This is a genomic window from Streptomyces sp. DH24 (assembly GCF_029813775.1).
Lineage (GTDB): Bacteria > Actinomycetota > Actinomycetes > Streptomycetales > Streptomycetaceae > Streptomyces.
This window is the reverse complement of record NZ_JARVKW010000010.1, coordinates 119,521-145,648: the sequence shown is the minus strand read 5'-3', so window position 1 is coordinate 145,648 and position 26,128 is coordinate 119,521. Positions and strand designations below refer to the sequence as shown.

At 72.8% G+C, this 26,128-nt stretch carries 24 protein-coding genes; 16 read left to right on the top strand and 8 right to left on the bottom strand.

Annotated features, from left to right (window positions below; genetic code table 11):
* Positions 1-118: 118 nt before the first annotated feature.
* Entirely contained in the window at positions 119-1,738 is a 1,620-nt protein-coding gene (locus QC282_RS11080) for a DHA2 family efflux MFS transporter permease subunit (RefSeq protein ID WP_279549085.1), read from the bottom strand.
* Between the two features lie 158 nt (positions 1,739-1,896).
* Between QC282_RS11080 and QC282_RS11075 the strand changes: the two genes are divergently transcribed.
* From QC282_RS11075 to QC282_RS11065, 3 genes are all read left to right on the top strand, one after another.
* Positions 1,897-2,559 carry a TetR family transcriptional regulator gene (locus QC282_RS11075; RefSeq protein WP_279549084.1) on the top strand — a complete coding sequence of 221 codons (663 nt, stop codon included), beginning with the start codon at positions 1,897-1,899 and terminating at the stop codon, positions 2,557-2,559.
* Positions 2,560-2,640: 81 nt separating this feature from the next.
* The gene (locus QC282_RS11070) at positions 2,641-3,858 is read left to right on the top strand and encodes an alpha/beta hydrolase (protein WP_279549083.1); all 1,218 of its coding nucleotides are present in this window, start codon (positions 2,641-2,643) and stop codon (positions 3,856-3,858) included.
* Positions 3,859-3,924: 66 nt separating this feature from the next.
* Positions 3,925-4,776 carry a DUF4429 domain-containing protein gene (locus tag QC282_RS11065; protein WP_279549082.1) on the top strand — a complete coding sequence of 284 codons (852 nt, stop codon included), beginning with the start codon at positions 3,925-3,927 and terminating at the stop codon, positions 4,774-4,776.
* Between the two features lie 139 nt (positions 4,777-4,915).
* Here QC282_RS11065 and QC282_RS11060 read toward each other — a convergent pair whose 3' ends face one another.
* Both QC282_RS11060 and QC282_RS11055 read right to left on the bottom strand, forming a co-directional pair.
* Positions 4,916-5,932 carry an aldo/keto reductase gene (locus tag QC282_RS11060; protein ID WP_279549081.1) on the bottom strand — a complete coding sequence of 339 codons (1,017 nt, stop codon included), beginning with the start codon at positions 5,930-5,932 and terminating at the stop codon, positions 4,916-4,918.
* The gene (locus QC282_RS11055) at positions 5,929-6,387 is read right to left on the bottom strand and encodes a MerR family transcriptional regulator (protein ID WP_279549080.1); all 459 of its coding nucleotides are present in this window, start codon (positions 6,385-6,387) and stop codon (positions 5,929-5,931) included. Before QC282_RS11055 ends, QC282_RS11060 begins: the two co-directional genes overlap by 4 nt.
* Positions 6,388-6,482: 95 nt before the next feature.
* On the opposite strand from QC282_RS11055, the gene QC282_RS11050 reads away from it, so the two are divergent.
* Together QC282_RS11050 and QC282_RS11045 are read left to right on the top strand one after the other, a co-directional pair.
* A complete protein-coding gene (locus tag QC282_RS11050; RefSeq protein WP_279549079.1) occupies positions 6,483-6,953 on the top strand; it encodes a GNAT family N-acetyltransferase in 471 nt (156 codons plus the stop codon).
* Between the two features lie 19 nt (positions 6,954-6,972).
* Positions 6,973-7,797 (top strand): serine hydrolase, encoded by an 825-nt coding sequence (locus QC282_RS11045; RefSeq protein WP_279549078.1) that lies wholly within the window; start codon positions 6,973-6,975, stop codon positions 7,795-7,797.
* Here QC282_RS11045 and QC282_RS11040 read toward each other — a convergent pair.
* Positions 7,794-8,444, bottom strand: a complete 651-nt coding sequence (locus QC282_RS11040) for a pirin family protein (RefSeq protein WP_279549129.1) — start codon at positions 8,442-8,444, stop codon at positions 7,794-7,796. The two genes, QC282_RS11045 and QC282_RS11040, sit on opposite strands and share 4 nt — an antisense overlap.
* Before the next feature lie 63 nt (positions 8,445-8,507).
* Here QC282_RS11040 and fasR point away from each other — a divergent pair, with 63 nt between their 5' ends.
* The 5 genes from fasR to fabF all read left to right on the top strand — a co-directional run bounded on the left by fasR (position 8,508) and on the right by fabF (position 13,514).
* Positions 8,508-9,707, top strand: coding sequence for a fatty acid biosynthesis transcriptional regulator FasR (gene fasR / locus QC282_RS11035; protein ID WP_279549077.1), 1,200 nt, complete (start codon positions 8,508-8,510; stop codon positions 9,705-9,707).
* Between the two features lie 89 nt (positions 9,708-9,796).
* Entirely contained in the window at positions 9,797-10,735 is a 939-nt protein-coding gene (locus QC282_RS11030; RefSeq protein ID WP_279549076.1) for an ACP S-malonyltransferase, read from the top strand.
* A 21-nt stretch (positions 10,736-10,756) separates the two neighbouring features.
* Positions 10,757-11,788 (top strand): ketoacyl-ACP synthase III, encoded by a 1,032-nt coding sequence (locus QC282_RS11025; RefSeq protein ID WP_279549075.1) that lies wholly within the window; start codon positions 10,757-10,759, stop codon positions 11,786-11,788.
* Between the two features lie 101 nt (positions 11,789-11,889).
* On the top strand, positions 11,890-12,138 hold the full coding sequence (locus tag QC282_RS11020; protein WP_279549074.1) for an acyl carrier protein: 249 nt from the start codon (positions 11,890-11,892) through the stop codon (positions 12,136-12,138).
* Positions 12,139-12,242: 104 nt separating this feature from the next.
* Positions 12,243-13,514, top strand: coding sequence for a beta-ketoacyl-ACP synthase II (gene fabF / locus QC282_RS11015; RefSeq protein ID WP_279549073.1), 1,272 nt, complete (start codon positions 12,243-12,245; stop codon positions 13,512-13,514).
* 168 nt (positions 13,515-13,682) lie between these two features.
* Here fabF and QC282_RS11010 read toward each other — a convergent pair whose 3' ends face one another.
* The gene (locus tag QC282_RS11010; RefSeq protein ID WP_279549072.1) at positions 13,683-14,177 is read right to left on the bottom strand and encodes a DUF3145 domain-containing protein; all 495 of its coding nucleotides are present in this window, start codon (positions 14,175-14,177) and stop codon (positions 13,683-13,685) included.
* 248 nt (positions 14,178-14,425) lie between these two features.
* Here QC282_RS11010 and QC282_RS11005 point away from each other — a divergent pair, with 248 nt between their 5' ends.
* Positions 14,426-15,319, top strand: coding sequence for an SGNH/GDSL hydrolase family protein (locus tag QC282_RS11005; protein WP_279549071.1), 894 nt, complete (start codon positions 14,426-14,428; stop codon positions 15,317-15,319).
* A gap of 15 nt (positions 15,320-15,334) precedes the next feature.
* On the top strand, positions 15,335-16,312 hold the full coding sequence (locus tag QC282_RS11000; RefSeq protein WP_279549070.1) for a galactose mutarotase: 978 nt from the start codon (positions 15,335-15,337) through the stop codon (positions 16,310-16,312).
* Positions 16,313-16,609: 297 nt separating this feature from the next.
* Here QC282_RS11000 and QC282_RS10995 read toward each other — a convergent pair whose 3' ends face one another.
* On the bottom strand, positions 16,610-19,054 hold the full coding sequence (locus QC282_RS10995; protein WP_279549069.1) for a glycoside hydrolase family 3 protein: 2,445 nt from the start codon (positions 19,052-19,054) through the stop codon (positions 16,610-16,612).
* 103 nt (positions 19,055-19,157) lie between these two features.
* Here QC282_RS10995 and QC282_RS10990 point away from each other — a divergent pair, with 103 nt between their 5' ends.
* Entirely contained in the window at positions 19,158-19,742 is a 585-nt protein-coding gene (locus tag QC282_RS10990) for a TetR/AcrR family transcriptional regulator (protein WP_279549068.1), read from the top strand.
* A 176-nt stretch (positions 19,743-19,918) separates the two neighbouring features.
* Positions 19,919-21,193, top strand: a complete 1,275-nt coding sequence (locus QC282_RS10985; protein ID WP_279549067.1) for a pyroglutamyl peptidase — start codon at positions 19,919-19,921, stop codon at positions 21,191-21,193.
* 211 nt (positions 21,194-21,404) lie between these two features.
* On the opposite strand, the gene QC282_RS10980 is transcribed toward QC282_RS10985, so the two are convergent.
* Positions 21,405-22,202 (bottom strand): EI24 domain-containing protein, encoded by a 798-nt coding sequence (locus QC282_RS10980; RefSeq protein WP_279549066.1) that lies wholly within the window; start codon positions 22,200-22,202, stop codon positions 21,405-21,407.
* Positions 22,203-22,236: 34 nt separating this feature from the next.
* Positions 22,237-22,695, bottom strand: a complete 459-nt coding sequence (locus tag QC282_RS10975) for a MarR family winged helix-turn-helix transcriptional regulator (RefSeq protein WP_279549065.1) — start codon at positions 22,693-22,695, stop codon at positions 22,237-22,239.
* Positions 22,696-22,783: 88 nt separating this feature from the next.
* Here QC282_RS10975 and QC282_RS10970 point away from each other — a divergent pair, with 88 nt between their 5' ends.
* Positions 22,784-23,782, top strand: coding sequence for an NADP-dependent oxidoreductase (locus tag QC282_RS10970; protein WP_279549064.1), 999 nt, complete (start codon positions 22,784-22,786; stop codon positions 23,780-23,782).
* 102 nt (positions 23,783-23,884) lie between these two features.
* Positions 23,885-24,304 carry an organic hydroperoxide resistance protein gene (locus QC282_RS10965; protein ID WP_279549063.1) on the top strand — a complete coding sequence of 140 codons (420 nt, stop codon included), beginning with the start codon at positions 23,885-23,887 and terminating at the stop codon, positions 24,302-24,304.
* Positions 24,305-26,128: the final 1,824 nt, after the last annotated feature.

Below are 26,128 nucleotides of genomic sequence, written 5' to 3'. Positions count from 1 at the left end.
TTGGCCGATCGGGTTCGTTCCGGGTTCGGGTGGCGAGTACCCCCGTACGTCTGTTCAATCCTGCGGGCCGGTGCGGGAAGGGGGCGCCGCGCGGGCGGCACCCCCTTCCGACGACCCGTCAGATGTGGCCGACGCCCGCGCCCGCCTCGGCGTTCGCGCCGCGCTTGGTGAGGAACGCGACCAGCACCGCGAAGGTGGCGACGCCGGCGGCGGTCAGGGAGGCCAGGCTCATCCCGGAGATGAACGTGTCGTGCGCGACCTCGGTGATCTTCCCGGCGATCTGCGCCGGGGTGCCCTCGGCGACCGGCGCCACGCCGACCTGGACGGCCTCGGAGGCCTGGCCGAGCTGTTCCGGCGTCAGCGGCGGCAGGCCGGCGTCCGCCCAGTTGCCCGCCAGGTCGCTGTCGACCTTGGAGGCCATCACGGCGCCCAGCACGGCCGTACCGAGGCTGCCGCCGATCTGCATGGCGGCCTGCTGGAGGCCGCCGGCCACACCGGAGAGCTCCATCGGGGCGTTGCCGACGATGACCTCCGTGGCGCCGACCATGACGGGGGCGAGGCCCAGACCCAGCAGGGCGAACCAGAGCGACATCAGGCCGCTGCCGGTGTTCACGTCCAGCGTGGACATGCCGTACATGGCGATGGCGGTGAGCGCCATGCCGCCGGCCAGCGGGACGCGCGGGCCGAACTTGGTGATCATCACGCCCGCGAGCGGGGAGCCGACGATCATCATGCCGGTGAGCGGCAGCAGGTGCAGACCGGCGTCGACCGGGCCCATGCCGTGCACGTTCTGCAGGTAGAACGTGACGAAGAACAGGCCGCCCATGAAGGCGATGGCCATCAGGACCATCAGGACGACACCGGCGGACAGCGGCACCGAGCGGAACAGCGCCAGCGGGATCAGCGGCTCCTTGACCTTGGTCTCCCAGAAGGCGAACAGGGCGAAGCCGACGACGGAGACCGCGAGGAACGTCCACGTCTGCGCGTCGCCCCAGCCCCACTCGGGGGCCTTGATCAGGGCCCACACGAGGCAGAACATCGCGGCGGACAGCAGGGCGATGCCGAGCACGTCGAAGGAGCGCGGGGCGTTCTCGGCGCGGTGGTCGAGCAGGATGACGACGCCGAGCACCACGGCGAGGATACCGACGGGCACGTTGATGAAGAACACCGACTGCCAGTTGACGTGCTCGACGAGGACGCCGCCGAGGATCGGGCCGCCGGCCGTGGAGGCACCGATGACCATGCCCCAGATGCCGATGGCCATGTTGAGCTTCTCGGCCGGGAAGCTCGCGCGCAGCAGGCCGAGCGCGGCCGGCATCAGCAGCGCGCCGAACAGGCCCTGCAGGACGCGGAAGGTGACGACCAGCGCGATGCTGTCGGACATCCCGATGGCCCCGGAGGCGGCGGCGAAGCCGACCACGCCGACGAGGAAGGTCTGCCGGTGACCGAACCGGTCGCCGAGCTTGCCCGCGGTGATCAGGGCGACCGCGAGGGCGAGGAAGTAGCCGTTGGTTATCCACTGCACCTCGGCGAACGTGGCGCCGAGGTCCCGCTGGATGGCCGGGTTGGCGATCGCCACGATGGTGCCGTCGAGGGCCACCATCATGACCCCGACCGCGACGGTGATGAGGGTGAACCAGGGGTGGCCGCGCAGCCCCTTGGCGGGCCTCGGGTCCGACGGCGCGGCCGGCACCTTGTCCCCCGGTCCCGTCGCTTCGATGGTGGTCTGACTAGTCATGTGTTCGAGGCTAGAGACAGCCACTGACAATTGACAAACCAATTCACAAGTCGGTAACTGACACGACACGCGCATATAGCCTGAACTGCGGGAAGACCACAGGGACCGCGCGAGCATCCCCGAAACACGCGAGCCCCTCTCGAAAGAAGTGAGACGCATTGAAGACGGCGGAGACCGCCCGGACGACGACGCCTCGGCCGGGACTGCGCGAGCTGAAGAAGCAGCGCACCCGGGACGCGCTGCTGCGGGCCGCCCTCGAACTGTTCACCACCCGCGGCTTCGAGCGGACCACCGTCGACGAGATCACCGAGGCCTGCGACGTCTCGCAGCGCACCTTCTTCCGCTACTTCGCGAGCAAGGAGGACGCCGCGCTGTTCGTGACGCGGCTCGTGCACCGCCACTACGTCGAGGCCGTGCGGGAGCGGCCGGCGCACGAGGCGCCCCTGGAGGCGCTGCGCCGGGCCGCGATGGAGAGCTGGGACAGCATCGGTGAGGCGATCGAGCAGGTCGTTCCGCTGGAACTGCACATGCGCGCCTACCGGGCGATCGAGTCGACGCCCGCGCTGCTCGCCGTCCACCTGCGCCACTCGATGGAGGTGGAGGAGGAGATCGCCCGCGTCATCGCCGAGCGCGAGGGCCTGGACGTGGACGCCGACCCCCGGCCGCGGCTGGTGGTGGCCATGTTCGGCGCGGTGGTCCGGGTGACCGAGCAGCGCTGGTCCGTGGGCGAGGACTTCAGCATCACGGCGATCCGGGACCTCACCGCCGCCCATCTGGACCAGGTGGGACCGGCCCTCACCGGGAGCTGGCGCGCCGACTGAACCCCCGGGAGCAGGGACGAAACGTGATCCCGGCCACATGGTTCACGCGAGACCCTCTCGTTCTCCTAGTGTGTCCTTTCAGTGACTTCCTTCGACACCTCCCCGCAACTGAACGCATGGCGTGCGCTGCTCGCGCTGGCCGTGGTGTTCGTGATGCTGGCGACCAGCGGCTGGACCGCCCTGCGTCACAACCAGCCGGCGACGCCGCTGAAGGCCGCGCTCTCCGCCTGGGAGAAGGGGCAGATCGCCGGTCGGCACCTGCCCGACGCGCAGGCCGCCCCCGCCCGGCTCGCCCGCTTCTTCGCCTCGCTCACCGAACGGGAACGCACCGGGCTCGCCCGCCGCCATCCGCTCGTCGTCGGCAACATGAACGGCGCCCCGGTGGAACTGCGCTACCGCGCCAACCGCATCGCGATCGGGCAGGCCCGCGAGGTCGAGTCGAAGCGCATGCGCGACAGCCGTCTCACACCCGCCGGGCAGCACGAGGCGGGGCGCCGCATGCACCGCCTCAGCGCCCTGATGAGCCCCGGCCGGCACATCCTCGCCTTCAGCCCGGAGGGCTCCGGCCGCGTCGCCGAGGTGTTCGGCAGCCTCGCGAAGGCCCAGCGGGTCTCCGTCGTCGTCCCCGGCGTCGACACCGACCTGCTCACCTTCCAGCGCACCCACCGCAGGTACTCGGCGCCGGTCGGCATGGCCAAGGCGCTGCACGCGGCCGAGCGCGCCGCGAGCCCGTCGACGCGTACGGCCGTGATCGCCTGGGCCGACTACACCGCGCCCAGCGGCATCGGCATGGACGCGGCCACCGCGATGCGCGCCGCCGACGGCGCCGTCCGGCTGAACGCGCTGGTGCGGGCGCTGCCCGGCCGCGCGCCGGTCTCGCTGTTCTGCCACAGCTACGGCTCCGTGGTGTGCGGGCTCGCCGCGCGCGAACTGCCCGGCCGGGTCTCCGACATAGCGGTGGCGGGCAGCCCCGGCATGCGCGCCGAGAAGGCGTCCCAGCTGCGCACCGACGCCCGGGTGTGGGCGATGCGGGACGCCGACGACTGGGTGCGGGACGTGCCGTACCTGGAGGTCGGCGGCATCGGTCACGGCGCCGACCCGGTGTCCCCCGGCTTCGGGGCGCGGGTGCTGTCGGCGGCCGACGCGAAGGGACACAGCGGCTACTTCGAACCCGGCACGGACAGCCTGCTGAACTTCGCCGGGATCGGGGTTGGCGTATATGACACGGTCCAGTGCGCACCAGAAGATGGTGACTGCCGGGCGGATTTGTCCGGCACCACCCCTTCCGGACGCGCGTAGAAGTGGAGAAACTGCGGTATGCGCGTGGAGGGGACGGAAGAGGGCGTGCCGCATACGATGAGCCGCATGGGTGACATACTGGCCGGATTTCATGCCGCCTGGGAGTTCGAGACCGACTCCCTGCTCATCCGCTACGAACGAGGACTGAGAACACCCAAGCTGTTCCAGGCGCTGGGCGAACGACGCGTCCCGCTGGAGGCGATCGCCTCGGTGACGCTGACGCCCGGCAGGCGCGGCACGGTCGTCCTGCGCGCCGAGCCGCGACCCGGCGCCGATCCGCTGATGGAGGCGGCCGCCGGACAGCTGAAGGAGAGCTGCGACCCGTACCGGCTGGTGCTGCCCGCCGAGCGGGAGACGCTCGCCGAGTACTACGCCGACGAACTGCGCGCCCGGCTGAGCGGGCCGGGACCGGCCGAGCGGCACCTGGTGGCCGCGCCCGAGGCGCCGCTGCACTTCACGGCGTACGACGGGAAGGCCTCCTTCGACGGGACGTCGGTGTCCTTCCGGTGGTCCTGGACCGGCGCGTCGTCGGCGAAGTGGAAGGCCGGCGACCAGACGTTCCCGGTCGCCGACCTCACCGGCGTGGAGTGGCGCTCCCCCGAGGTGTTCGAGGGGCATCTGCGGCTGCTGCGCCGGGCCGCGGCAGGCGGACAGCCGCCGCAGGCCGACCAGGACCCGGCCGCCGTCGTGTTCGGCCTCGGGTACGGCACCGTGCACGAGTCGCTGCCGTTCGCGGCGGCGGTGCTGGCGGCGGTACGGCGGTGCCGGCCGGCCGACCCGGTGCCCGTCCCGGCGCCCCGGCGGGACCCGGCCGACATCGCCGAGCGGATCCGGCACCTCGGGGAGCTGCACCAGGCCGGGCTGGTGACGGACGAGGAATTCTCCAGCAAGAAAAAGGAGTTGCTGGCGGAGCTGTAGGACTCCGCCGGGGCGGCCGGGGGTGCGGGGTCCGACCGGCAGGTGTGTTGCCGGGTGCGGGGTCGCGGGCGGCCGGCCGCGCGGTTCCCCGCGCCCCTGAGGACGTCGCGGCCCTCGGCGCCGCAACGGCTCCCTCCGCCTACTCCCGGCCCGCCGACGTGAAGGTCATGTCCGCGTACCTGTTGCCCGCCACCTTCGACGCGATCGGCTCCAGCAGGCCCAGTTCCTCCTCCGTCAGCTCGATGCCGGCCGCGGCCGTGTTCTCCGCCACCCTCGCCGGCTTGCGGGTGCCCGGGATCGGGACGACCGGGAGGCCGTGCCTGCTCGCCTGCGCGTGCACCCAGGCCAGGGCGATCTGGCCGAGGGTCGCGCCGTGCGCCTCGGCGACCGTGCGGACCGGCTCCAGCAGGGCCGCGTTGGCCGCCGCGTTGTCACCCGTGAAGCGGGGCTGCTGACGGCGGAAGTCGTCGGCCGTCAGGTCCCGCTCCGCGTCGACGAAGGAACCCGTCAGGAAACCCCGGCCGAGCGGCGAGTACGGCACGAGGGTCACGCCCAGCTCGCGGGCCGCCGGCACCACCCGGGCCTCGATGTCCCGGCTGAACAGCGACCACTCCGACTGCACCGCGGCGACGGGGTGCACGGCGTGCGCGGCCCGCAGCTCCTCGGCGGTGACCTCGCTGAGGCCCAGCTGCTTGACCTTGCCCTCGCGGACCAGCTCCGCCATGACGCCGACGGTGTCCTCGATGGGGACGTTCACGTCCCGGCGGTGCATGTAGTAGAGGTCGATCACGTCGACGTCCAGCCGCTGCAGGCTCGCCTCGACGGCCTGGCGGATGTACGGCGCGTCGTTGCGGATGATCCGCCGGGTCGGCTCGTCGGGCGGGATGGCCAGCGCGAACTTCGTCGCGATGACGACCTCGTCCCGGTGCGCCCGGAAGAACGGCGCCAGGAACCTCTCGTTCTCGCCGTCGCCGTACGCGTCCGCCGTGTCGTACAGCGTGACGCCGAGCTCCAGTGCCCGCTCCAGCGTCGCCCTGGAGGCGTCGGCGTCCGTGGGGCCGTAGGCGAAGCTCATGCCCATGCAGCCCAGGCCCTGGACGCCCACCTCGGGGCCGCCCTCGCCCAGCCGTGCCTTCGCGATCCTGCCGTCCGTCATCGGGACCCCTCCGACGCCAGGGCCTGCCCGGCGTCCGCGTAGAAGCTGATCTTGCGGTCGAGCACGGCCAGCGTGCCCTGGAGCTCGGCGATCCGCGCGAGCACGTCCTCGCGGGTCGACTTCAGCAGGTCGAACCGCTCGCCGTAGGTGTGGTCGCCCTCGCGCACCAGTTCCGCGTACCGCACCATGTCCGCGACCGGCATGCCCGTCAGGCGCAGCTTGCCGACCAGGTCGAGCCAGTCGAGGTCGCGGTTGGTGTAGCGGCGCTGCCCGGTGTGCGAGCGGTCGATGTGCGGCATCAGCCCGATGCGCTCGTACCACCGCAGGGTGTGCGCCGTCAGGCCGGTGAGGGCGGCGACCTCGCTGATCGTGTACCTGTCCCGGCCGTCCGGCCGCCGGTCCTGCTGCCGTGGTCCCGCGCAACTGTCGGTCCTGGTGGTCTCCCTCACCGTCATGGGCCCCACGCTAGAACCCTGGAGTGCACTCCAAGCAAGCCAACCCGTGAGAAATCGGCGCGACGGGCGGTGATCCGGCTGGTTAGCGTACGGCCATGAGTCCCGTACGCCGTGCCGTGCCCGGGGACGCGGAGGAAGTCCTGCGTCTGCGCCAGGTGATGATCGACTCGATGGCCGCCGCGCCCACGTCCGCCGAGTGGCACGCCGAGTCCCTGCCCACCCTGCGGGCCAGGCTCGCCGAGCCGGACGGGCAGTTCGCGGCGTTCGTCGTGGACCACCCGGACCGGCCGGGCGCGCTGGCGGCGCTCGTGGCGGGGACGCTGGAGTACCGGATCGGGCGGTCGGGGAACCCGCACGGGACGATCGGGTACGTCTTCAGCGTCGCCACGGACCCGGACGCCCGCCGCCGGGGATACGCCCGCGCGTGCATGGCCGGACTGCTGGACTGGTTCCGGGAACGGGGCGCCGGGCACGTCATGCTGACCTCGTCCGCCGCCGCGGAGCCGCTGTACGCGTCGCTGGGCTTCACGCGCGACGCCGACCCCTCGATGCGGCTGTATCTGTGAGCGGCATAGGCTCGACGGCATGTCGCTGAACAGCCTCGCGTTGATCGAGAACTGGCCCGTTCCCGCCGCCGCGGCCGGTGTCGTCCGGGCCGACGGCACGGTCCTGGGGACCCACGGGCAGACCGGCCGGCGCTTCCCGCTGGCGTCGGTCACCAAGCCGCTCGCGGCGTACGCGGCGCTCGTCGCCCACGAGGAGGGCGCCGTCGAACTGGACGAACCGGCCGGGCCCACCGGATCGACGGTCCGCCACCTGCTCGCGCACACGTCGGGGCTGGCCTTCGACGAGCACCGGGTGACCGCGCCGCCCGGTGAGCGCCGGCTGTACTCCAACGCCGGGTTCGAGCAGCTCGGGGACCACATCGCCAAGGCCACCGACATCCCGTTCGCGGAGTACCTGCGGCAGGCGGTGCTGGAGCCGCTGGGCATGGCGTCGACGTCGCTGGACGGCTCCCCGGCCAAGGACGGCGTCTCCACGGTGGACGACCTGCTGCGCTTCGCCGCCGAGGTCCAGGCCCCGCGCCTGCTGGACCCCCGCACGGTCGCCGAGGCGATGACGGTGCAGTACCCGGGCACCAAGGGCGTCCTGCCGGGCTACGGCCACCAGAACCCCAACGACTGGGGCCTCGGCTTCGAGATCCGGTCCGCCAAGTCCCCGCACTGGACGGGCACTTCGTCCTCACCGCGCACCTTCGGCCACTTCGGCCAGTCCGGCACCTTCCTGTGGATCGACCCGGTGGCCGGCGCCGCATGCGTCGCCCTGACCGACCGCGCCTTCGGCCCGTGGGCGACCGAAGCCTGGCCGGCTTTCACGGACGCGGTGCTGGCGGAGCTGGACGCGGTCTAGGTCATCTCCCAGATCAGCAGTGCGGTTTCCGTTTTCGCCGTTGCCGTCAGGTCCCTCGCGCCGGTGATGCGGGCCGCGTCGCCCGCGTGCAGGTGGGTGCCGGCCAGGGTCGCCTCGCCGTGGACGACGTGTACGTAGACGTGGGCCGCGTCCGGTATCGCCGTGCGCCCGCCCGGGGTCAGGCGGCGGACGTGGAGCATCGCGCCCGCCTCCGGGACCGCGTACGGGGTGGCGTCCGCGATGCCGGGGACGATCTCGTAGCGCGGGTCGCCGCCCGGTTCCCGGGGGGCCAGCCACATCTGGACGAAGGTCAGCGGGGCGTCGCCGTCGTTGCGTTCGACGTGCCGGACGCCGCCCGCCGAGCTGAGGCGCTGCACGTCCCCGGGCCGGACCCGCGTCTCGTGGCCCGTCGAGTCACGGTGCGTCAGCTCGCCCTCGACCACCCAGGTCACGATCTCGGTGTGGCTGTGCGGATGCTCGTCGAAGCCGGCACCGGGTGCCAGGTGCTCCTCGTTGCAGGCGATCAGCGCGCCGAAGCGAAGGTTGTCCGGGTCGTAGTGGGGGCCGAAGGAGAAGGCGTGCCACGACTCGATGCCGGCCGCCCGGTCGCCTCCTGGGTAGCGCTCGCCGGCGCGCCGTACGTCCATCACGTCGTCCACGGTAGCCCCCGGCGGCGCACGCTCCCGTCCGGATAAGGCACCCTTGTCCCCGTGCCCGAACCCGAATCCAGCAAGTCCGCAGCCCGCATCGCCCACTCGCACGCCGCGACCCTGAAGCGGCTGGAGAAGTCGTCCGGCTCGCTCGCCGCGCAGGCCATCGCGCGGATGGACGAGACGCTGCCGTGGTACCGGGCCATGCCACCGGAGAACCGCTCCTGGATCGGGCTGGTCGCGCAGGCGGGCATCGCCGCGTTCACCGAGTGGTTCCGGCACCCGGACGCCCCGCAGGCCATCTCCACCGACGTCTTCGGCACCGCCCCGCGCGAGCTGACCAGGGCGATCACCCTGCGGCAGACCGTGGAGATGGTGCGCACCACCATCGAGGTCATGGAGAGCGCCATCGACGAGGTGGCCGCCCCCGGCGACGAGTCGGTGCTGCGCGAGGCGCTCCTGGTGTACGCCCGCGAGATCGCCTTCGCGACCGCCCAGGTCTACGCCCAGGCCGCCGAGGCACGCGGCGCCTGGGACGCGCGCCTGGAGTCGCTGGTCGTGAACGCGGTGCTCAGCGGGGAGGCCGACGAGGGCGCCGTCAGTCGGGCCGCCGCGCTCGGCTGGAACTCGCCGGAGCACGTGTGCGTGGTGCTGGGCACGGCGCCCGACGGCGACTCCGAGCTGACCGTGGAGGCGATCCGGCGGGCCGCCCGGCACGCCAAGCTCCAGGTGCTGACCGGTGTCCTCGGGGCCCGGCTCGTGGTGATCGCGGGCGGCAGTGACAATCCGCTGGCCGTCGCGAAGTCGCTGATCGGGCCGTTCGCCGCGGGCCCCGTGGTGGCGGGCCCGATCGTGCCGGACCTGCTGGCCGCGACGCGTTCCGCGCAGGCCGCCGCGGCCGGTCTGAAGGCGTGCTCCGCCTGGCAGGACGCCCCGCGGCCGGTGCTGGCTGACGATCTGCTCCCGGAGCGCGCGATGGCCGGAGACCCGTCGGCCCGCGAGCAGTTGGTGGAGGAGATCTACAGACCGTTGGAGGAGGCCGGGGCCGCGCTGCTGGAGACGCTCAGCGTCTATCTCGAACAGGCGAGCAGTCTGGAGGGCGCGGCACGGATGCTGTTCGTTCACCCCAACACCGTTCGTTACCGGCTCCGACGTGTGACTGACGTCACCGGATGGTCACCTTCCGACGTACGCTCGGCGTTCACGCTCCGGATCGCGCTGATCCTGGGGCGTCTCGCCGACGGAGATCCCCAGTTCTAGGGTTTTGTCGGGGATCCACAAAACCCCTTCGTGTTCTTCGTCCCTGTCGTCACGGGCGGCCGTGCCCGTACCCAAGAGAGAGTGTGAGAGTGCTCGTACTCGTCGCTCCCGGCCAGGGCGCCCAGACGCCCGGCTTCCTGACCCCCTGGCTCGAACTCCCCGGTGCCACCGACCGCGTCGCCGCATGGTCGGACGCCATCGGTCTCGACCTCGCCCACTACGGCACGAAGGCCGACGCGGACGAGATCCGTGACACCGCCGTGGCACAGCCGCTGCTGGTCGCGGCCGGGCTCCTGTCCGCCGCGGCACTCGGTGACATCGCGCCGGGCGCGGTCGCGGGGCACAGCGTCGGCGAGATCACGGCCGCCGCGTTCGCCGGCGTCCTGGACGACACCGCGGCGCTCACCCTCGTACGCAAGCGGGGTCTGGCCATGGCCGAGGCCGCCGCGGTCACCGAGACCGGCATGGCGGCGCTGCTCGGCGGCGACCCCGAGGTCACGGTGCCGCACCTGGAGAAGCTGGGCCTGACCCCGGCCAACATGAACGGCGCGGGCCAGATCGTCGCGGCGGGCACGCTGGAGCAGCTCGCCGCGCTGAACGAGGACAAGCCCGAGGGCGTCCGCAAGGTGATCGCGCTGAAGGTGGCCGGGGCCTTCCACACGCACCACATGGCGCCCGCCGTGGACCGGCTCGCCGAGGCCGCCGAGGAGCTGGCGCCCGCCGACCCGACGACCGCCTACGTCTCCAACCGGGACGGCCGCACCGTCGGCACCGGCGCCGAGGTGCTGGAGCGGCTGGTCGGCCAGGTCGCCAACCCGGTCCGCTGGGACCTGTGCATGGAGACGTTCAAGGAGCTCGGCGTCACCGCGCTGATCGAGGTGTGCCCGGGCGGCACCCTGACCGGCCTCGCCAAGCGCGCCCTGCCCGGCGTGCGGACGCTGGCCCTGAAGACCCCCGACGACCTCGACGCGGCCCGCGAGCTCGCCGCCACCGCGTCCGAACCCGCTGCCGACGCAGCGGGCGCCTGACGCCCTAAGGAGCCCTACCGCATGGCGAAGATCAAGCCCAGCAAGGGCGCCCCGTACGCGCGCATCCTCGGCGTCGGCGGCTACCGCCCGACCCGGATCGTGCCGAACGAGGTCATCCTGGAGCGGATCGATTCCTCCGACGAGTGGATCCGCTCGCGCTCCGGCATCGAGACGCGGCACTGGGCGAACGACGACGAGACCGTCGCCGCGATGTCCGTCGAGGCGTCCGGGAAGGCCATCGCCGCCGCCGGTATCGCGCCCGAGCGGATCGGCGCCGTGATCGTCTCCACGGTCTCCAACTTCCGGCAGACCCCGGCCGTCGCGACCGGGATCGCCGACAAGCTGGGCACGGACCGGGCCGCCGCCTTCGACATCTCGGCGGGCTGCGCGGGCTTCGGCTACGGCCTCACCCTCGCCAAGGGCCTGATCGTGGAGGGTTCCGCCGAGTACGTGCTGGTCATCGGCGTGGAGCGGCTCAGCGACCTGACCGACCCGGAGGACCGGGCGACGGCCTTCCTGTTCGGCGACGGCGCGGGCGCTGTCGTGGTGGGCCCCTCCGAGGAGCCGGCGATCGGCCCGACGGTGTGGGGTTCCGAGGGCGACAAGTCCGAGACCATCAAGCAGACCGTGCCGTGGAACGAGTTCGCCGTCGGCGACGTGTCGAAGCTGCCCCTCGACAGCAAGGGCAACATCAAGTTCCCCGCCATCACGCAGGAGGGCCAAGCGGTGTTCCGCTGGGCCGTGTTCGAGATGGCGAAGGTCGCCCAGGAGGCGCTGGAGGTCGCCGGGATCAGCCCGGCCGACCTGGACGTCTTCATTCCGCACCAGGCCAACGAGCGGATCATCGACTCGATGGTGAAGACCCTCAAACTGCCGGAGCACGTCACGGTCGCGCGCGACGTGCGCACCACCGGCAACACGTCGGCCGCGTCGATTCCGCTCGCGATGGAGCGGCTTCTGGCGACCGGCGAGGCGAAGAGCGGTGACACCGCCCTCGTCATCGGATTCGGGGCGGGTCTCGTGTACGCCGCGACGGTCGTTACCCTCCCTTAGGCACTCAGTGCCGGATTTACGTCCGGTACGGGAACCGCAGACACCTGCCGCTGACGCGGCGGGCGCCACACCCTCTGGAAAACTACGAAGGAGCGCCTGACATGGCCGCCACTCAGGAAGAGATCGTCGCCGGTCTCGCCGAGATCGTGAACGAGATCGCCGGCATCCCCGCCGAGGACGTCCAGCTGGACAAGTCCTTCACCGACGACCTGGACGTCGACTCGCTGTCCATGGTCGAGGTCGTCGTCGCCGCCGAGGAGCGCTTCGACGTCAAGATCCCGGACGACGACGTCAAGAACCTCAAGACCGTCGGCGACGCGACCGACTACATCCTCAAGCACCAGGCCTGAGTCACTGCTCGGGCCGGTGCCCGGCCCCGCCACCCGGCGGTGGCGCCGTTCTCCCCGCCTGGGCGGGGGTAGTCCTCCTCGAATCCGTTGGAGAAAGAATTCCCGTGAGTCCGACCAATCGCACCGTGGTCGTCACCGGTATCGGCGCAACCACACCGCTGGGTGGCGACGCAGCCTCTACCTGGGAAGGCCTGATCGCCGGACGTTCCGGCGTCAAGCCGCTGGAGCAGGAGTGGGCCGCCGACCAGGCGGTCCGCATCGCGGCCCAGATCGCCGTGGAACCCTCCGAGGTCATCCCGCGGCCGCAGGCCCGCCGACTGGACCGTTCGGCGCAGTTCGCGCTGATCGCCGCCCAGGAGGCGTGGGCCGACGCGGGCTTCACCGGCAAGGCCGGTGACGACGGTTCCGTCGACCCCGACCGGCTGGGCGCGGTCATCGCGTCCGGCATCGGTGGCGTGACGACCCTGCTCGACCAGTACGACGTGCTGAAGGAGAAGGGCGTACGCCGCGTCTCCCCGCACACCGTTCCGATGCTGATGCCGAACGGCCCGTCGGCGAACGTCGGTCTGGCCGTGGGCGCCCGCGCGGGCGTGCACACGCCGGTCTCGGCCTGCGCCTCGGGCGCCGAGGCCATCGGCTACGCCATCGAGATGATCCGCACCGGCCGCGCCGACGTCGTCGTCGCGGGTGGCACGGAGGCGGCGATCCACCCGCTGCCCATCGCCGCGTTCGGCAACATGATGGCGATGTCCAAGAACAACGACGACCCGCAGGGCGCCTCGCGGCCCTACGACGTCGCCCGTGACGGCTTCGTCCTCGGCGAGGGCGCCGGCGTGGTCGTCCTGGAGTCCGCCGAGCACGCCGCGAAGCGCGGTGCGCGGGTGTACGCCGAGGCGGTCGGGCAGGGCGTCTCCGCCGACAGCCACGACATCGTGCAGCCGGAGCCCGAGGGCCGCGGCATCGCGCACGCCCTGCAGAACCTGCTGGACCGCACCGACCTGGACCCGGCCGAGCTCGTGCACGTCAACGCGCACGCCACGTCGACGCCGGCCGGTGACATCGCCGAGCTGAAGGCGCTGCGGAAGGTGTTCGGCGACGACGCGGACCACATGGCGGTGTCCGCGACCAAGTCGATGACCGGGCATCTGCTCGGTGGCGCCGGTGGTGTCGAGACGGTGGCGTCCGTGCTCGCGCTGTACCACCGGGTGGCTCCGCCGACCATCAACGTGGAGAACCTCGACCCGGAGGCCGAGGCCAACGCGGACGTGGTGCGCGGTGAGGCGCGGAAGCTGCCCGTGGACGGGCGGATCGCCGCGCTGAACGACTCGTTCGGCTTCGGCGGGCACAACGTGGTGCTGGCGTTCCGGACCGTGTGACCCGTACTCGGTCGTGAACGGCCCGGCTCCCTTCGGGGGGCCGGGCCGTTCGTCGTCGTGTCGTCCGGGTGCCGCAGGTGCGGGCGTCGTGGGGCCGGTCGCGGCCACGCGGCGGAGCGTGCGACGAGTCTGGCCCGCGTTTCTGGCGGGCGTTTCCCCGAGCGTCTCTCAGACCACCTGGTGGAGCCATCTCACCGGGGCGCCCTCGCCCGCGTACCGGAACGGCTCCAACTCGTCGTCCCACGGCTTGCCGAGGAGCTTGGCCAGCTCCGCCTCCAGGTCGGTCTCCCCGCGCTGGGAGCGCTGGAGGGCGGCGCGCAGCCGGTCCTCGGGGATGAGGATGTCGCCGTGGATGCCGGTGACGGCGTGGAAGATGCCGAGGTCGGGGGTGCAGCTGTAGCGCTCGCCCTCGGCGGTGGCGCAGGGCTCGGCGGTGACCTCGAAGCGCAGCAGGTGCCAGCCCCTCAGCGCGGACGCCAGCTTGGAGGCGGCGCCGGCCTCGCCCTGCCAGGAGAACTCCGAGCGCCAGGTGCCGGGCGCGGCGGGCTGCCGGATCCAGTCGAGGCTGACGCGCGTGCCGAGCACCCCGGCGACGGCCCACTCGACGTGCGGGCACAGCGCGCGCGGCGCGGAGTGCACGTACAGAACTCCACGTGTCGTCACCTGGACCTCCGGGCTGAGCGGGACTTGTCGTTACGGGGCGGGCAGTGGCGCGGCGGCCATGGGCCGAGGCTACCGCGCGGGGGCGTGAACGGTGTGACGTACTGTCTGTCCCGGTGCCCCGAAACCCCCGCATTCACCCAGGGGGACGCTTGTACGGGTCCGGGATGTCGCTCCGGGCCGGTCCGGGAACCCTCGCGCGTTGTCATGGAGGAAGACCTTTGTACGCCGACCGAGGGGACCACCGGGGCATGGGGATGCGAGCGCGGGCGCGGGCCGTGGCCGCCGTTGTGGCGCTGGCCGTCGTGGGGGTCGCCGGGTGCGACGCGGTCGGTGGCGACTCCCCCGGCCCGTCCGGTTCCCCGACACGCGCGGTGCCGTCGCCGAAGCCGACGCCGGTGTGGGACCGCAGCCCGTCCTCGGTGGCCGCCGTCGGCGACTCCATCACCACCGGTTTCGACGCCTGCGAGGTCCTGTCGGACTGCCGTGAGGTGTCGTGGGCGACGGGCAGCAGTCCGAGGGTCGACAGCCTGGCCGTACGGCTGCTGGGGAAGGCGGGGGCGGCCCGGCGGAGCTGGAACCACGCCGTGTCCGGCGCCCGGATGGCGGACCTGCCGGCCCAGATGGCGCGGGCGGTCCGGCACGAGCCGGAGCTGGTGACGGTGCTCGTCGGGGCGAACGACGCCTGCCGGCCGACGACCTCGGCGATGACGTCGGTCGCCTCGTTCCGCGCCGACTTCGAGAAGGCCATGCGCACCGTGCGCGAGGCGCTGCCGAAGACGCAGGTGTACGTGGCGAGCGTGCCGAACCTGAAGCGGCTGTGGGCCCAGGGCCGCACCAGCGCGCTCGGCAGGCAGGTGTGGAAGCTGGGCATCTGCCCGTCGATGCTGGGTGACGCGGAGGCCGTGGACGCGGCGGCGACGCTGCGCCGGGAGACGGTGCACCAGCGGGTGCAGGAGTACAACGAGGTGCTGGCGCAGGTCTGCGCGAAGGACAAGCGGTGCCGTACGGACGGCGGCGCGGTCCACGACTACCGTTTCGGCACGGACCAGTTGAGCCACTGGGACTGGTTCCACCCGAGTGTGAACGGCCAGGCCCGGTTGGCGGAGATCGCCTACCGTTCCGTCACGGCGCGGCGGCCCTGACTTAGGGTTTCGCCCATGAGCGAACTCTTCGGCACGCTTCCCGACGGCTCCCCGGTCCACCGCTGGACCCTGGAGCGCGCGGGGGTGCGGGTACGGGTGCTGTCGTACGGCGGGATCGTGCAGGGGCTTGAGGTCCCGGACCGGGACGGGCGCGCGGCGGACGTGGTGCTCGGTTTCGACGACCTGGCCGGTTATGTGGCGTGCCCTGAGCCGTACTTCGGCGCGCTGATCGGGCGGTACGCCAACCGGATCGCCGGCGGCCGTTTCCCGCTGGACGGGCGTACGTACGCGCTCGCGCGGAACGACGGGCCGAACTCGCTGCACGGCGGGGAGCGCGGTTTCGACAAGCGGGTGTGGGACGTCACCGAGGTCGAGCACGGTCTGCGTCTGACGCGGGTCAGTCCGCACGGCGAGGAGGGCTTCCCGGGCCGCCTGGCGGTCACGGCGACGTACACGCTGGACGAGTCGGGTGCGCTGCGCTTCGCCTACGAGGCGGTGACGGACGCTTTGACGGTGGTGAATCTGACGCATCACGGCTACTTCAATCTGGCGGGTGCCCGCGCCGGTGACGCGGGTGGTCATGAACTGCGGCTGGCGGCGGCCCGGTTCACGCCGGTCGACGCGGACCTGATTCCGACGGGTGTCCTTCAGGACGTGGCGGGCACCCGCTTCGACTTCCGGCAGCCGCGCAAGACGGGCGCCGGTTACGACCACAACTTCGTGCTGGACAAGGGCGTCACGGCCTCCCCCGTCGAGGTGGCCGAGCTGCACGATCCGGCGTCCGGGCGGGTGCTGACCGTGTCGACCACCGAACCGGGCCTTCAGCTCTACACCGGGGACTACCTGGGCGAGCCCTTCGCGCCCGGCGACGGCATCGCGCTGGAGACCCAGCACTTCCCCGACTCCCCGAACCGGCCGGAGTTCCCGAGCACGGTGCTGCGGCCGGGCGAGGTGTACCGGTCGGAGACGGTGTACGCGTTCTCGGTGCGTTAGCGGTGCGTCGGCCGGGCGCGTCGCGCGGGTCAGGCGGTCCCGCCGCGCATGCGCCTGGCCGCCCGGCCCGGCAGTGCCGTCGCGCCCGGGGAGACCCGGGTGACGAGGCCCTGCGGTGGGTACGCGTCCTGTTGCCGGCCTGGATGCATGCGTGTTCTCCCCCGAACCGACGTGTGTCGGCCCGCGAGTCTGCCACACCGGGGTCCGCCCGCGTGCCCGCGCGGGAGGCGGGACGCACGAGCCCCGGTCCGGGGTCAGGTTCCGGACCGGGGCTGTTCGTGAGGGACTTGTCCCGGATCAGACGTTAATCGTCGTGGTGATCCTGCGGTCCGTGATCGAGCGTCCGGCCTGAAGTTCGTACGAACCCTTCACAAGGGTCCACGAGTTGGCCGACTCGTCCCAGATCTCGAAGGCGCGGCGCGGCAGTTCCACGACGGCCTCGACGCTGTCGCCGGGCGCGGCCTCGACGCCGGCGAATCCGGCCAGCCAGCACGTGGGGCGGTCCGTGCCGGGCGCGGTGGGCGCCACGTAGATCTGCACGACCTCGCGGCCCGGCCGGTCGCCGGTGTTGCGGACGCGGACCCTGGCGGTGGTGCCGTCGACCGCCACGGACTCGTAGCTCCAGTCGGTGTAGCCGAGGCCGTGGCCGAAGGGGTAGGCCGGGGTGCGGCCCTCCCGCTGCCAGGCGCGGTAGCCGATGAACACGCCCTCGTCGTAGGGGAGCCGGCCGTCCTCGGGGACGACCCGGGTGACGGGGGCGTCCCGGAGGGAGCCCCAGGTGGTGGGCAGCCGGCCGCCCGGTTCGGCGGCGCCGGTCAGCACGTCGGCGAGGGCGGCGCCGCCCTCCTGGCCGGGGAACCAGCTGAGCAGCACGGCGGCGACGTCCTCGCGCCAGGGCAGTTCGACCGGGGAGCCGGAGTTGACGACCACGACGGTGTCCGGGTTGGCGGCGGCGACGGCGCGGACCAGGTCGTCCTGGCGGCCGGGCAGGGCGAGGTCGGTGCGGTCGAAGCCCTCGGACTCGACGCGGTCGGTGGTGGCGACGACGACCACGGCGGTGTCGGCGCCGCGGGCCGCCTCGACGGCCTCGGCGATCAGTTCGTCGGGGTCGCGGAGCGGTTCCTGGTGGCAGAGGGTGAAGCCGACGACCTTCATCGGGAGGTCCTCGGGGAACTCGACGACGTACCGCAGGGACACCTCGACGGGTTCGCCGGCGGTGAGACGGGCCTCGGCGCGCGGCTCGGGGGCGCCGAAGAAGCTGATGAACGGGTCGTCCTTGGTGGGGCGCTGTTCGCCGTCGAAGTACGTCGTGCCGTCGACGGTGAGGGTGAAGGCGCCGATGCCCTTGATGCCGAAGGTGTGCGTGCCGGTCTCGCGCGGCGTGAAGGTGCCGGTGAGTTCGACGGTGTGCAGGGTGTCGTGGGTGACGCCGTCGGGGAGGTCGGAGCCCATCCACTGGATCTGGCCGCTCGGTGCGGAGCCGGTGCCGATGATGTCGCCGGCGGCGTCGCGGCAGACGGCGCGCAGTGTGAAGCCCTTGTCGGCGACGGCGAGTTCGGTGTTGGGGTCGGCGCCGACGGCGTAGCTGAGGGTGCCTTCGGGGAGGGCGGCGGTGAGGCCGTCGAGCGGGGAGACGACGCGGGCCGGGAAGACGGTGGCGGAGCCGCCGCCGAGGACGCGGGCGTCGCGGGCGGCGGCGCCGATCAGGGCGACCTTGCGGCCGGGCCTCAGCGGCAGCGCGGTCCTCTCGTTGCGGACGAGGACGAAGGAGCGGCGGGCGATCTCGCGGGCGAGGGCCTCGCCGTCGACGGGGGCGGGCAGGTCGTCGGGGGCGACGGCCGGTTCGGCGCCGGGCAGGATGCCGACGCGGGCGGCGAGCCGGAGGACGCGGCGGACGGCGTCGTCGACGGTGGCCTGGGACACCCGGCCGTCGCGCACCGCGCGGGCGAGGGCCTCGCCGTAGACGGTCTGCGGGCCGGGCATGGCGACGTCGAGGCCGCCCTCGATGGCGCCGGTGGTGGAGCGGGCGGCCGTCCAGTCGGAGACGTTGAAGCCGTCGAAGCCCCATTCGCCGCGCAGGACTTCGTTCACGAGGCGGTGGTGCTCGGTCATCGTGGTGCCGTTGACCGTGTTGTAGGCGGTCATGATGCCCCACGGCCGGGCGTTCGCCACGATGGCCTCGAAGGGCGCCAGGTACAGCTCGCGCAGGGCGCGTTCGGAGATCTGGTTGTCCACGGTGAAGCGGTCGGTCTCGGCGTCGTTGGCGACGAAGTGCTTGACGGTGGTGCCGACGCCGCCGGACTGGACGCCGCGCACATAGCCGCTGCCGATGCGGCCGGTCAGGTAGGGGTCCTCGCTGTAGGCCTCGAAGTGCCGGCCGCCGAGCGGGGAGCGGTGCAGGTTGACGGTGGGCGCGAGCAGGACGTGCACGCCCTTGCGGCGGGCCTCCTGGGCGAGCAGCACGCCGGCGCGGCGGGCGAGTTCCGGGTCCCAGGTGGCGGCGAGCGCGGTCGGCGAGGGCAGCGCCACGGACGGGTCGTCGGCGGTCCAGCGCACGCCGCGGACGCCGATCGGGCCGTCGGACATGACGAGGGACGGCAGGCCGATCTCCGGCAGGGCGGGCAGCGACCACATGTCCTGCCCGGCCAGCAGCCGCGCCCTGGCGTCCGGGCCGAGCCTGCCGAGGGCCTCCTCGACGGCCGCCTCGCGGGCCTTGTCCCGCTGCTCCTCTGTCTCCGCCACGGCGGCACCTCCTCGTCGAAAGCCGGTGAACGTCTCCATCCTGCCCGCGACGCCTGGCAACCGGTAGGTTTCGTTACCTCTACGTGATAATCGTGTCCCGCGGATGTCGTACGGTGACGCCATGACGACCCGGGCCAGAAGCGAGGAACGGCGCGCGGAGATCGTGCGGGCCGCCCTGGAGGTGATCGCCGAGCGCGGTTACCGGGGCGCGAGCCTGGCCGCGGTCGCGGAGCGGGTGGGACTCACCCAGCAGGGCCTGCTGCACCACTTCCCGACCAAGGAGGCGCTGCTCGTCGCGGTGCTCAGGGAGCGGGACCGGTGGGACGCGGTTCCCGACAGCCAGTGGCGGCTGGACCTACTGGCGTCGCTGGTCGAGTACAACGCGATGCGGCCCGGCATCATCCAGACGTTCTCGGCGCTGCTCGGCGAGAGCGTCACGGAGGGGCATCCGGCCCGCGACTACTTCGGCGAGCGGTACACGCGCGTGCGGGCCAACATGGCGGCCGTCCTGCGCGCCGAGTACGGCGACCGCCTCCCGAACGGCCTGACGCCGGAGCGCGCCGCCCCGCTGCTGGTGGCGGTGATGGACGGACTGCAGTACCAGTGGCTGTTGGACCCGGAGTCGGTGGACATGCCGGGTGCCTTCCGCGACTTCCTGACCCTGCTGGGCGAGCGTTCCGACCGCTGAACTCCCCGGCGGGCAGGACGACATGGCCTCCCGGCGGCCGGACCGCCGCCCGCGGAGCACGGCCGTCCGGACGCGACCGGACGCCACACACCGTGGCGCGCGTCCCTTCCGTCGCGCATACTGCGGCCCTCCGGTGCCACGCACCGCACGGCGACGACGGAAGGACCTGGACTGCCTTGGCTTCCCTACGTGTTCGGATCGGCGTTCTCGGACTGACCCTGGTGGCGGGGCTCGCCACCACCCCCGCGACGGCGGGCGCGGCCGGGACGCCCGCCGCGTCCGCGCCGACCGTCGAGGAACAGCGGCTCGACAAGGACGTGCCCCGGGAGATCCTGCGGCGGTCCGGATTCGACGCCGTGGCCGCGGAGTTCGCCCGGAAGCTCGACGCGGCCCGCTCCCCCGCCGAGGCTTGCCGGGTCGTCGTACGGGAGGGCTCGGCGCTGTGGCGGCGGGCGGTCGACCGGGTGCAGGGGCGGGGTCCGGCGGGCGGTGACCTGAGCCGGGACGACGACCGGCCGCTGTACTGGGCGCGGCTGGCCATGACCCGCGAAGTGCGCACCTGGCAGCCGGAGTTCGCGCTGACCGAGGCGCAGCGGGCCGGTCTGCTGGACAAGCTGGAGCGGACCTCGCGCGGCCAGACCGCGATCCGCTACCCGCACGGCGACGGCATCAGGCGGGTCCTCCTGACCGGGTTCGACCCGTTCACGCTGGACCGGGACATCCGGATCTCCAACCCGTCCGGGGCCACGGCGCTGGCCCTCGACGGCACGGTGATCGAGACGGCGGACGGCCCGGCGCGCGTCGAGACGGCCGTGTTCCCGGTGCGCTGGCGGGACTTCGCGGACGGCGCGGTGGAGCGGGCGCTGCGGCCCCATCTGCCGGAGGTCGACCTGTTCACGACGGTGAGCCAGGGCCGGGTCGGCCGCTTCGACGTGGAGCGGACCAACGGCGCCTGGCGGGGCGGCTTCCCGGACAACGAGAACGCCTCGTCCACCGGCACGGTCCCGGTCGCCGACCCGGCCTCCCAGCCGCAGTGGACGACGACGACCCTGCCGTACGGGGCCGTCACGGACGCGGAGACCGGCCGCTTCCCCGTCTACGACAACACGAGCGTGACGGAGATACCGGCGGGCGGCACACAGCCGGTGGTGCGGCCGGACGGGCCCACGCCGGGGTCGGCCGCGCGGGCCGGGGGCGGCGGTGACTACCTGTCCAACGAGATCGCCTACCGGGCGACGCTGCTGCGGGACCGGCTCGGGCTGGGCGCGGTGCTGCCGGGCGGCCATGTGCACACGCCGGTGCTGCAGTTCGGCGCGGGCAACACCGATCCGGCGACCGGCGCGGTCACGGACCCGGAGTTCGTGCGCAACCGGCTGGACATCGTCGCGCAGGTGCGCTCGATCCTGGTGGTGGCCACGGAAGCGGGCGACCCGACGCGCACGCGAGGCTGACGCCGGGGCGGCTACGGCGGTTGGGCCACCGGGCGGCGCACGGAAGGCTGACGCCCGAGCCGACCGGGGGCGGCGACGGCGGTCCCGGTCAGCAGGCGGCGCACGCGAGGCTGACGCCCAGGCCGGCCGGGACGGCTACGACGGTCCGGTCACCGAGCGGCGCACGCGAGGCCCACGCCCGAGTCGGCCGGGGCGGCGACGGCGGTCCCGGTCAGCAGGTGGCGCCGTCCTCCTTCGCCCGCGCCCTGGTGCCGTCCTCCTCGGTCTCCTCGCCCCTCAGGTCGCGGGCGAGGAGCGTGGCGCCCGCGACCGCGCCCGGCATCAGGAACACCGCGACGAACGGCACCAGGAAGGCGACCGCGAGGGGCGTGCCGAAGCCCCAGATCAGGGCCTTGCGGGAACGCAGGAGCGTGAGGCGGTCGCGCAGTTCGACACCGCGGCGCTGGAGGGCGACGGCGGCGAGTTCCTCGGTGAGGAAGAAGCCGGTGACGACGAAGGCGAGTACCGGGACGACCGTCTGGCCGAGGACGGGGACGAAGCCCAGCGCGAACAGCAGCACGCCCCACGCGGCGGCGCGGACGACGACGCGCAGGCTGTCGCGGCCGGAGATCCACAGCTCGCGCCACAGCGGCAGGTTCGACTCGGGGGCGGTGCCGTCCGGGGAGACGTCGCGGTCGACCCGCTCGGAGAGGCTCTCGTAGAAGGGCTGGCCGATCAGGAGCGTGACAGCGGTGAAGGTGACGACGGACAGCAGCAGGGCGAGGACGAAGAGGACGGCGGTCAGGAAGCCGCGGAACAGGCCCTGCCACGGGCTCGACCAGTCGTCGGCGAAGGGCGTCGCCCAGCCGACGAGGTCCTCGCCCCACAGGGCCAGGGACACGAGCGCCGCCGCGTACAGGACGAGCGTGATGAGGCCGGGCAACAGCCCGAAGCCGTACTGCCTGCCGTGCCGGGCCACCCAGCGCTGGCCCCTCAGCAGATACCCGAAACCCACCCCAAGATCGCGCATGGGGGAACCATACCGAGGGCGGGCGGCCCGCCGGTCACGGGTGGCCGGGGTGCTCGTCCTCCCCCAGCATCCGGCGCAGCGCGTCCCGCAGTGACACGCGCTCGTCGTCCGAGAGGGCGGCGAGCGGCTCGCGGGCGAAGCGCAGGGATTCGCGCAGGCTGCGGGCGACGCGGCGGCCCTCCTCCGTGGCCGCGGCGACCTTCACGCGGCGGTCGGCGGGGGCGGGCCGGCGCTCCACCAGGCCGCGGGCCTCCAGGCGGTCGACGATGCCGGTCACGTTGGACGGCTCGCACTTCAGCTGCTGGGCCAGCTTGCGCATCGGCAGCGGCTCCAGCGACAGCAGGCTCAGCAGTTTCGCCTGGGCGCCGGTGAGCGCGTGGCCGGCGGCGGCCTCCTCGTAGTCCGCGTGGTAGCGGGACACGACCTCGCCGATGAGCTCGACGACTTCCATCGTCAGGGCGTCTGGGCGGCGGGGCTTGTGCGGTGTGGCCATGGCTCACATCGTACCCAGTTACTTGACACCATGAAATATTCAGGCGCATTGTTGTTTCAGATACTGAAGTAAATCGAGAGGTCTGGTCATGATCAACCGCGAATGGCACCTGCTCAGCCGCCCGGTGGGCTGGCCGAAGCCCGAGGACTTCGCCCTGGTCGAGGCGGAGGTCCCGGCGCCCGGCGAGGGCCAGGTCCTGGTCCGGAACAGGTACCTCTCCGTGGACCCGTACATGCGCGGTCGCATGAGCGCCGCGAAGTCGTACGTGGCCCCCTTCGAGCTCGGCAAGGTGATGCAGGGCGGCGCGGTCGGCGAGGTCGTCGCGTCGAACGCGGAGGGCATCGCCGTCGGCGACCACGTCCTGCACTTCTTCGGCTGGCGCGAGTACGCGGCGGTGGACGCGAAGAACGCCGTGAAGGTGGACCCGGAGGCCGCGCCGCTGTCGACGTATCTCGGCGTCCTCGGCATGACCGGTCTGACGGCCTACGCGGGTCTGCTGCGCACCGCGTCCTTCAAGGAGGGCGACGCGGTGTTCGTGTCCGGCGCGGCCGGGGCGGTCGGCAGCCAGGTCGGCCAGATCGCGAAGCTGAAGGGGGCCTCCCGCGTCATCGGGTCGGCGGGCTCGGACGAGAAGGTCAGGCTGCTGGTCGAGGAGTACGGCTTCGACGCCGCCTTCAACTACAAGGCGGGCCCGGTGCACGAGCAGCTCAAGGCGGCGGCGCCGGACGGCATCGACGTCTACTTCGACAACGTCGGCGGCGACCATCTGGAGGCCGCGATCGGCCGCCTCAACCGCGACGGGCGCATCGCCGTCTGCGGCATGATCTCGGTCTACAACAACACCGAGCCCGCGCCCGGACCGCGCAACCTCGCCCGGCTGATCCAGACGCGCGGCCGCATCGAGGGCTTCCTGGTCGGCGACCACTACGACCTGCAGCCGCAGTTCGTGGCGGAGGTCGGCCCGTGGGTCGCCTCGGGCGAGCTGAAGTACCGCGAGACGGTGGTCGAGGGCATCGAGAACAACCTGGAGGCGTTCCTCGGGGTCCTGCGCGGCGACAACACGGGAAAGATGATCGTCAAACTCTGACGCCACTCCCCCTTCTTCATATTTCCGCAATACGGTAACTTCTTTCCGAACCCGCCGCGATCGTGGGCGCGAGTCGCGGCGGAACGAGGAGGAACGCACCGTATGCCCATCCAGCAGTCCGACGTCCTGTACACCGCCGTGGCGACCGCCGAGAACGGTCGCGACGGCCGGGTGGCCACCGATGACGGCAAGCTCGACGTGGTCGTGAACCCGCCCAAGGAGATGGGCGGCAGCGGCACCGGCACCAATCCGGAGCAGTTGTTCGCCGCCGGCTACAGCGCGTGCTTCCAGAGCGCGCTGGGGGTCGTCGCCCGCCAGGAGGGGGCCGACGTCTCCGGGGCGACGGTCACCGCGAAGGTCGGGATCGGCAAGAACGAGGACGGGTTCGGCCTGGTCGTCGCCATCTCGGCGGAGATTCCGAACGTGGACGCGGGGACCGCGCGGGCGCTTCTGAAGAAGGCGCACGAGGTCTGCCCGTACTCGAAGGCGACGCGGGGTGACGTCAGCGTGACGCTGGTCTGACCGGGTCGTTGCGTACGGCGGAGGCCGTGCCCTTGGACGTGGGGTGCGGCCTTCGTGTACGGCGGGCACGACGGCGACCGGGGTCGCGGTGACCGGCGGCGCGACGGTGACGGGCGTCGCCCTGCGACCCGGCGTCGCGGTGACCGCGGGGGCGTTGCGCGGCCCGGCGCCACGGGGTTGCCGCCCGCGCCCACCCGTGCCGCCCCGGGCGGCACGCATGCCCGCGGCTTGCGACGTGCCGCCGCCCCGCTGCCCGCCGCTCGGCTGTCCGGCGTTGTCCGGTTGCCCGGCGTTGGCGTGACCGCGAGGTTGGTCGCGCGGCCCGGCGCTATCGGGTTGCCGCCCGCGCCCACCGTGCCGCCCCAGCGGCACGACTGCCCGCGGCTGGGTGGTCCGTAGCCGCCCGCTGCCCGTCACCTGCGCGGGATGGGCCACCGGGCCGCAGTCGCGTACGGCGAGAAGGGGACGTGTCGGGGGGTGTCCGCCCGCAGCGGTTGGCGCGTCAACGCCAGGACGTTTTCAAGTGACCGATTCCGCGCCGTTCCGAGGACGGACACCCCCCGGCGCGGCCCCGACCCACCCACCGAACCGACAGCGCGACGCACGCCACCACCGAACCCGCACAGGCCGCCGCAGGCGTCGCACCCGCCACCACCAACCCCGCACAGGCCGCCGCAGGCACCCCGCCCAACCGCCGGAGGCACCCCGCGGCACAGCGCAGCGTTACGTGCACCACCACAGGAAGCGGTCGCACGTCTCCGTCGGGGTCGGAGTGGGCGCCGGAGGCGGGTCCGTCGGTTGCGGGGCCGGGTCGTTCGGTTCCTCGGTCGGGGGCGGCTCGGCGGGCGCCGTCGTCCCCGGCGTCGGGGTCCGGGCATCCGGCGCCTCGGACGTCTCGTCCTCCTCCGGCTTCGACGACTCCGACGCCGACGGCGAGGCGGAAGGCGACCCCGACTTCGTCCCCGACTCCGACACCGACGGCGACGGCCGCCGCGACGCCTGCCCGGTACCCGCTCCGTCCGCCGACGAGGCCGCCTCCGACGACGCCCCGCCGTCCGCACTCGCCCCGCCCGCCGCCGCGGGCCTCGGCGCGTCGGTCGGCGCGTCCGCCCCCAACTCCGCCAGGCTCAGCCCACCCGCCGCCAGCACGAACCCCGTACCGATCAGCAGCACCCGGCGACGCCGCCGCCGATGCGCCGCCGCCTTGCGGTCCCGCCGGCTGCCCGGGGGTTCCGCACCACCCCGGCGCCGTGCGGCCCGCCCACGGGGCACCGCATCCGCGTCCCCGTCCCCGTCCCCGTCCCCGTCCGCGTCGTCATCCGCGTCAACGCCATCGCGGTCCACGCCATCGCCGCCGACGTCGAGGTCATCGCCGTACGGGTCCACACCGGCACCGGGACCCACATCACCAGCACCCGCACCCGCACCCGCACCGACCCCGCCCCCGGCACCCACAACACCCGCATCCGGCCCCGGCCCCGCATACGAACCCCAGCCCGGCCCCGCCGCCCCCGCCGGCCCCGCGCCGAAACCCCCCGCCCCTGTTTGCGAAACGTCGGCAGGCCCGGCGTACACCTGCTGGTACCCGTACTGGACCTGGGCGCGCTCGGCCGGAGCCCCGCATCCCGGGCAGGCGAGGGCGCCGTTCAGGTGCCGTCGGCACGGCTGGCAGTAGTCCATGACGCGGGAAGATTAAGTTCCCGTCGGACGACCTTCCTAGTGCCCGCTGTGAAAGTTGTGTAGGGAACCAAGGGTTCCGGCGCGCCTTTCACCCGAAACCGGTTCTCGAAACTGCCGAAACCGTTATGTGCCCGACCCATTGAC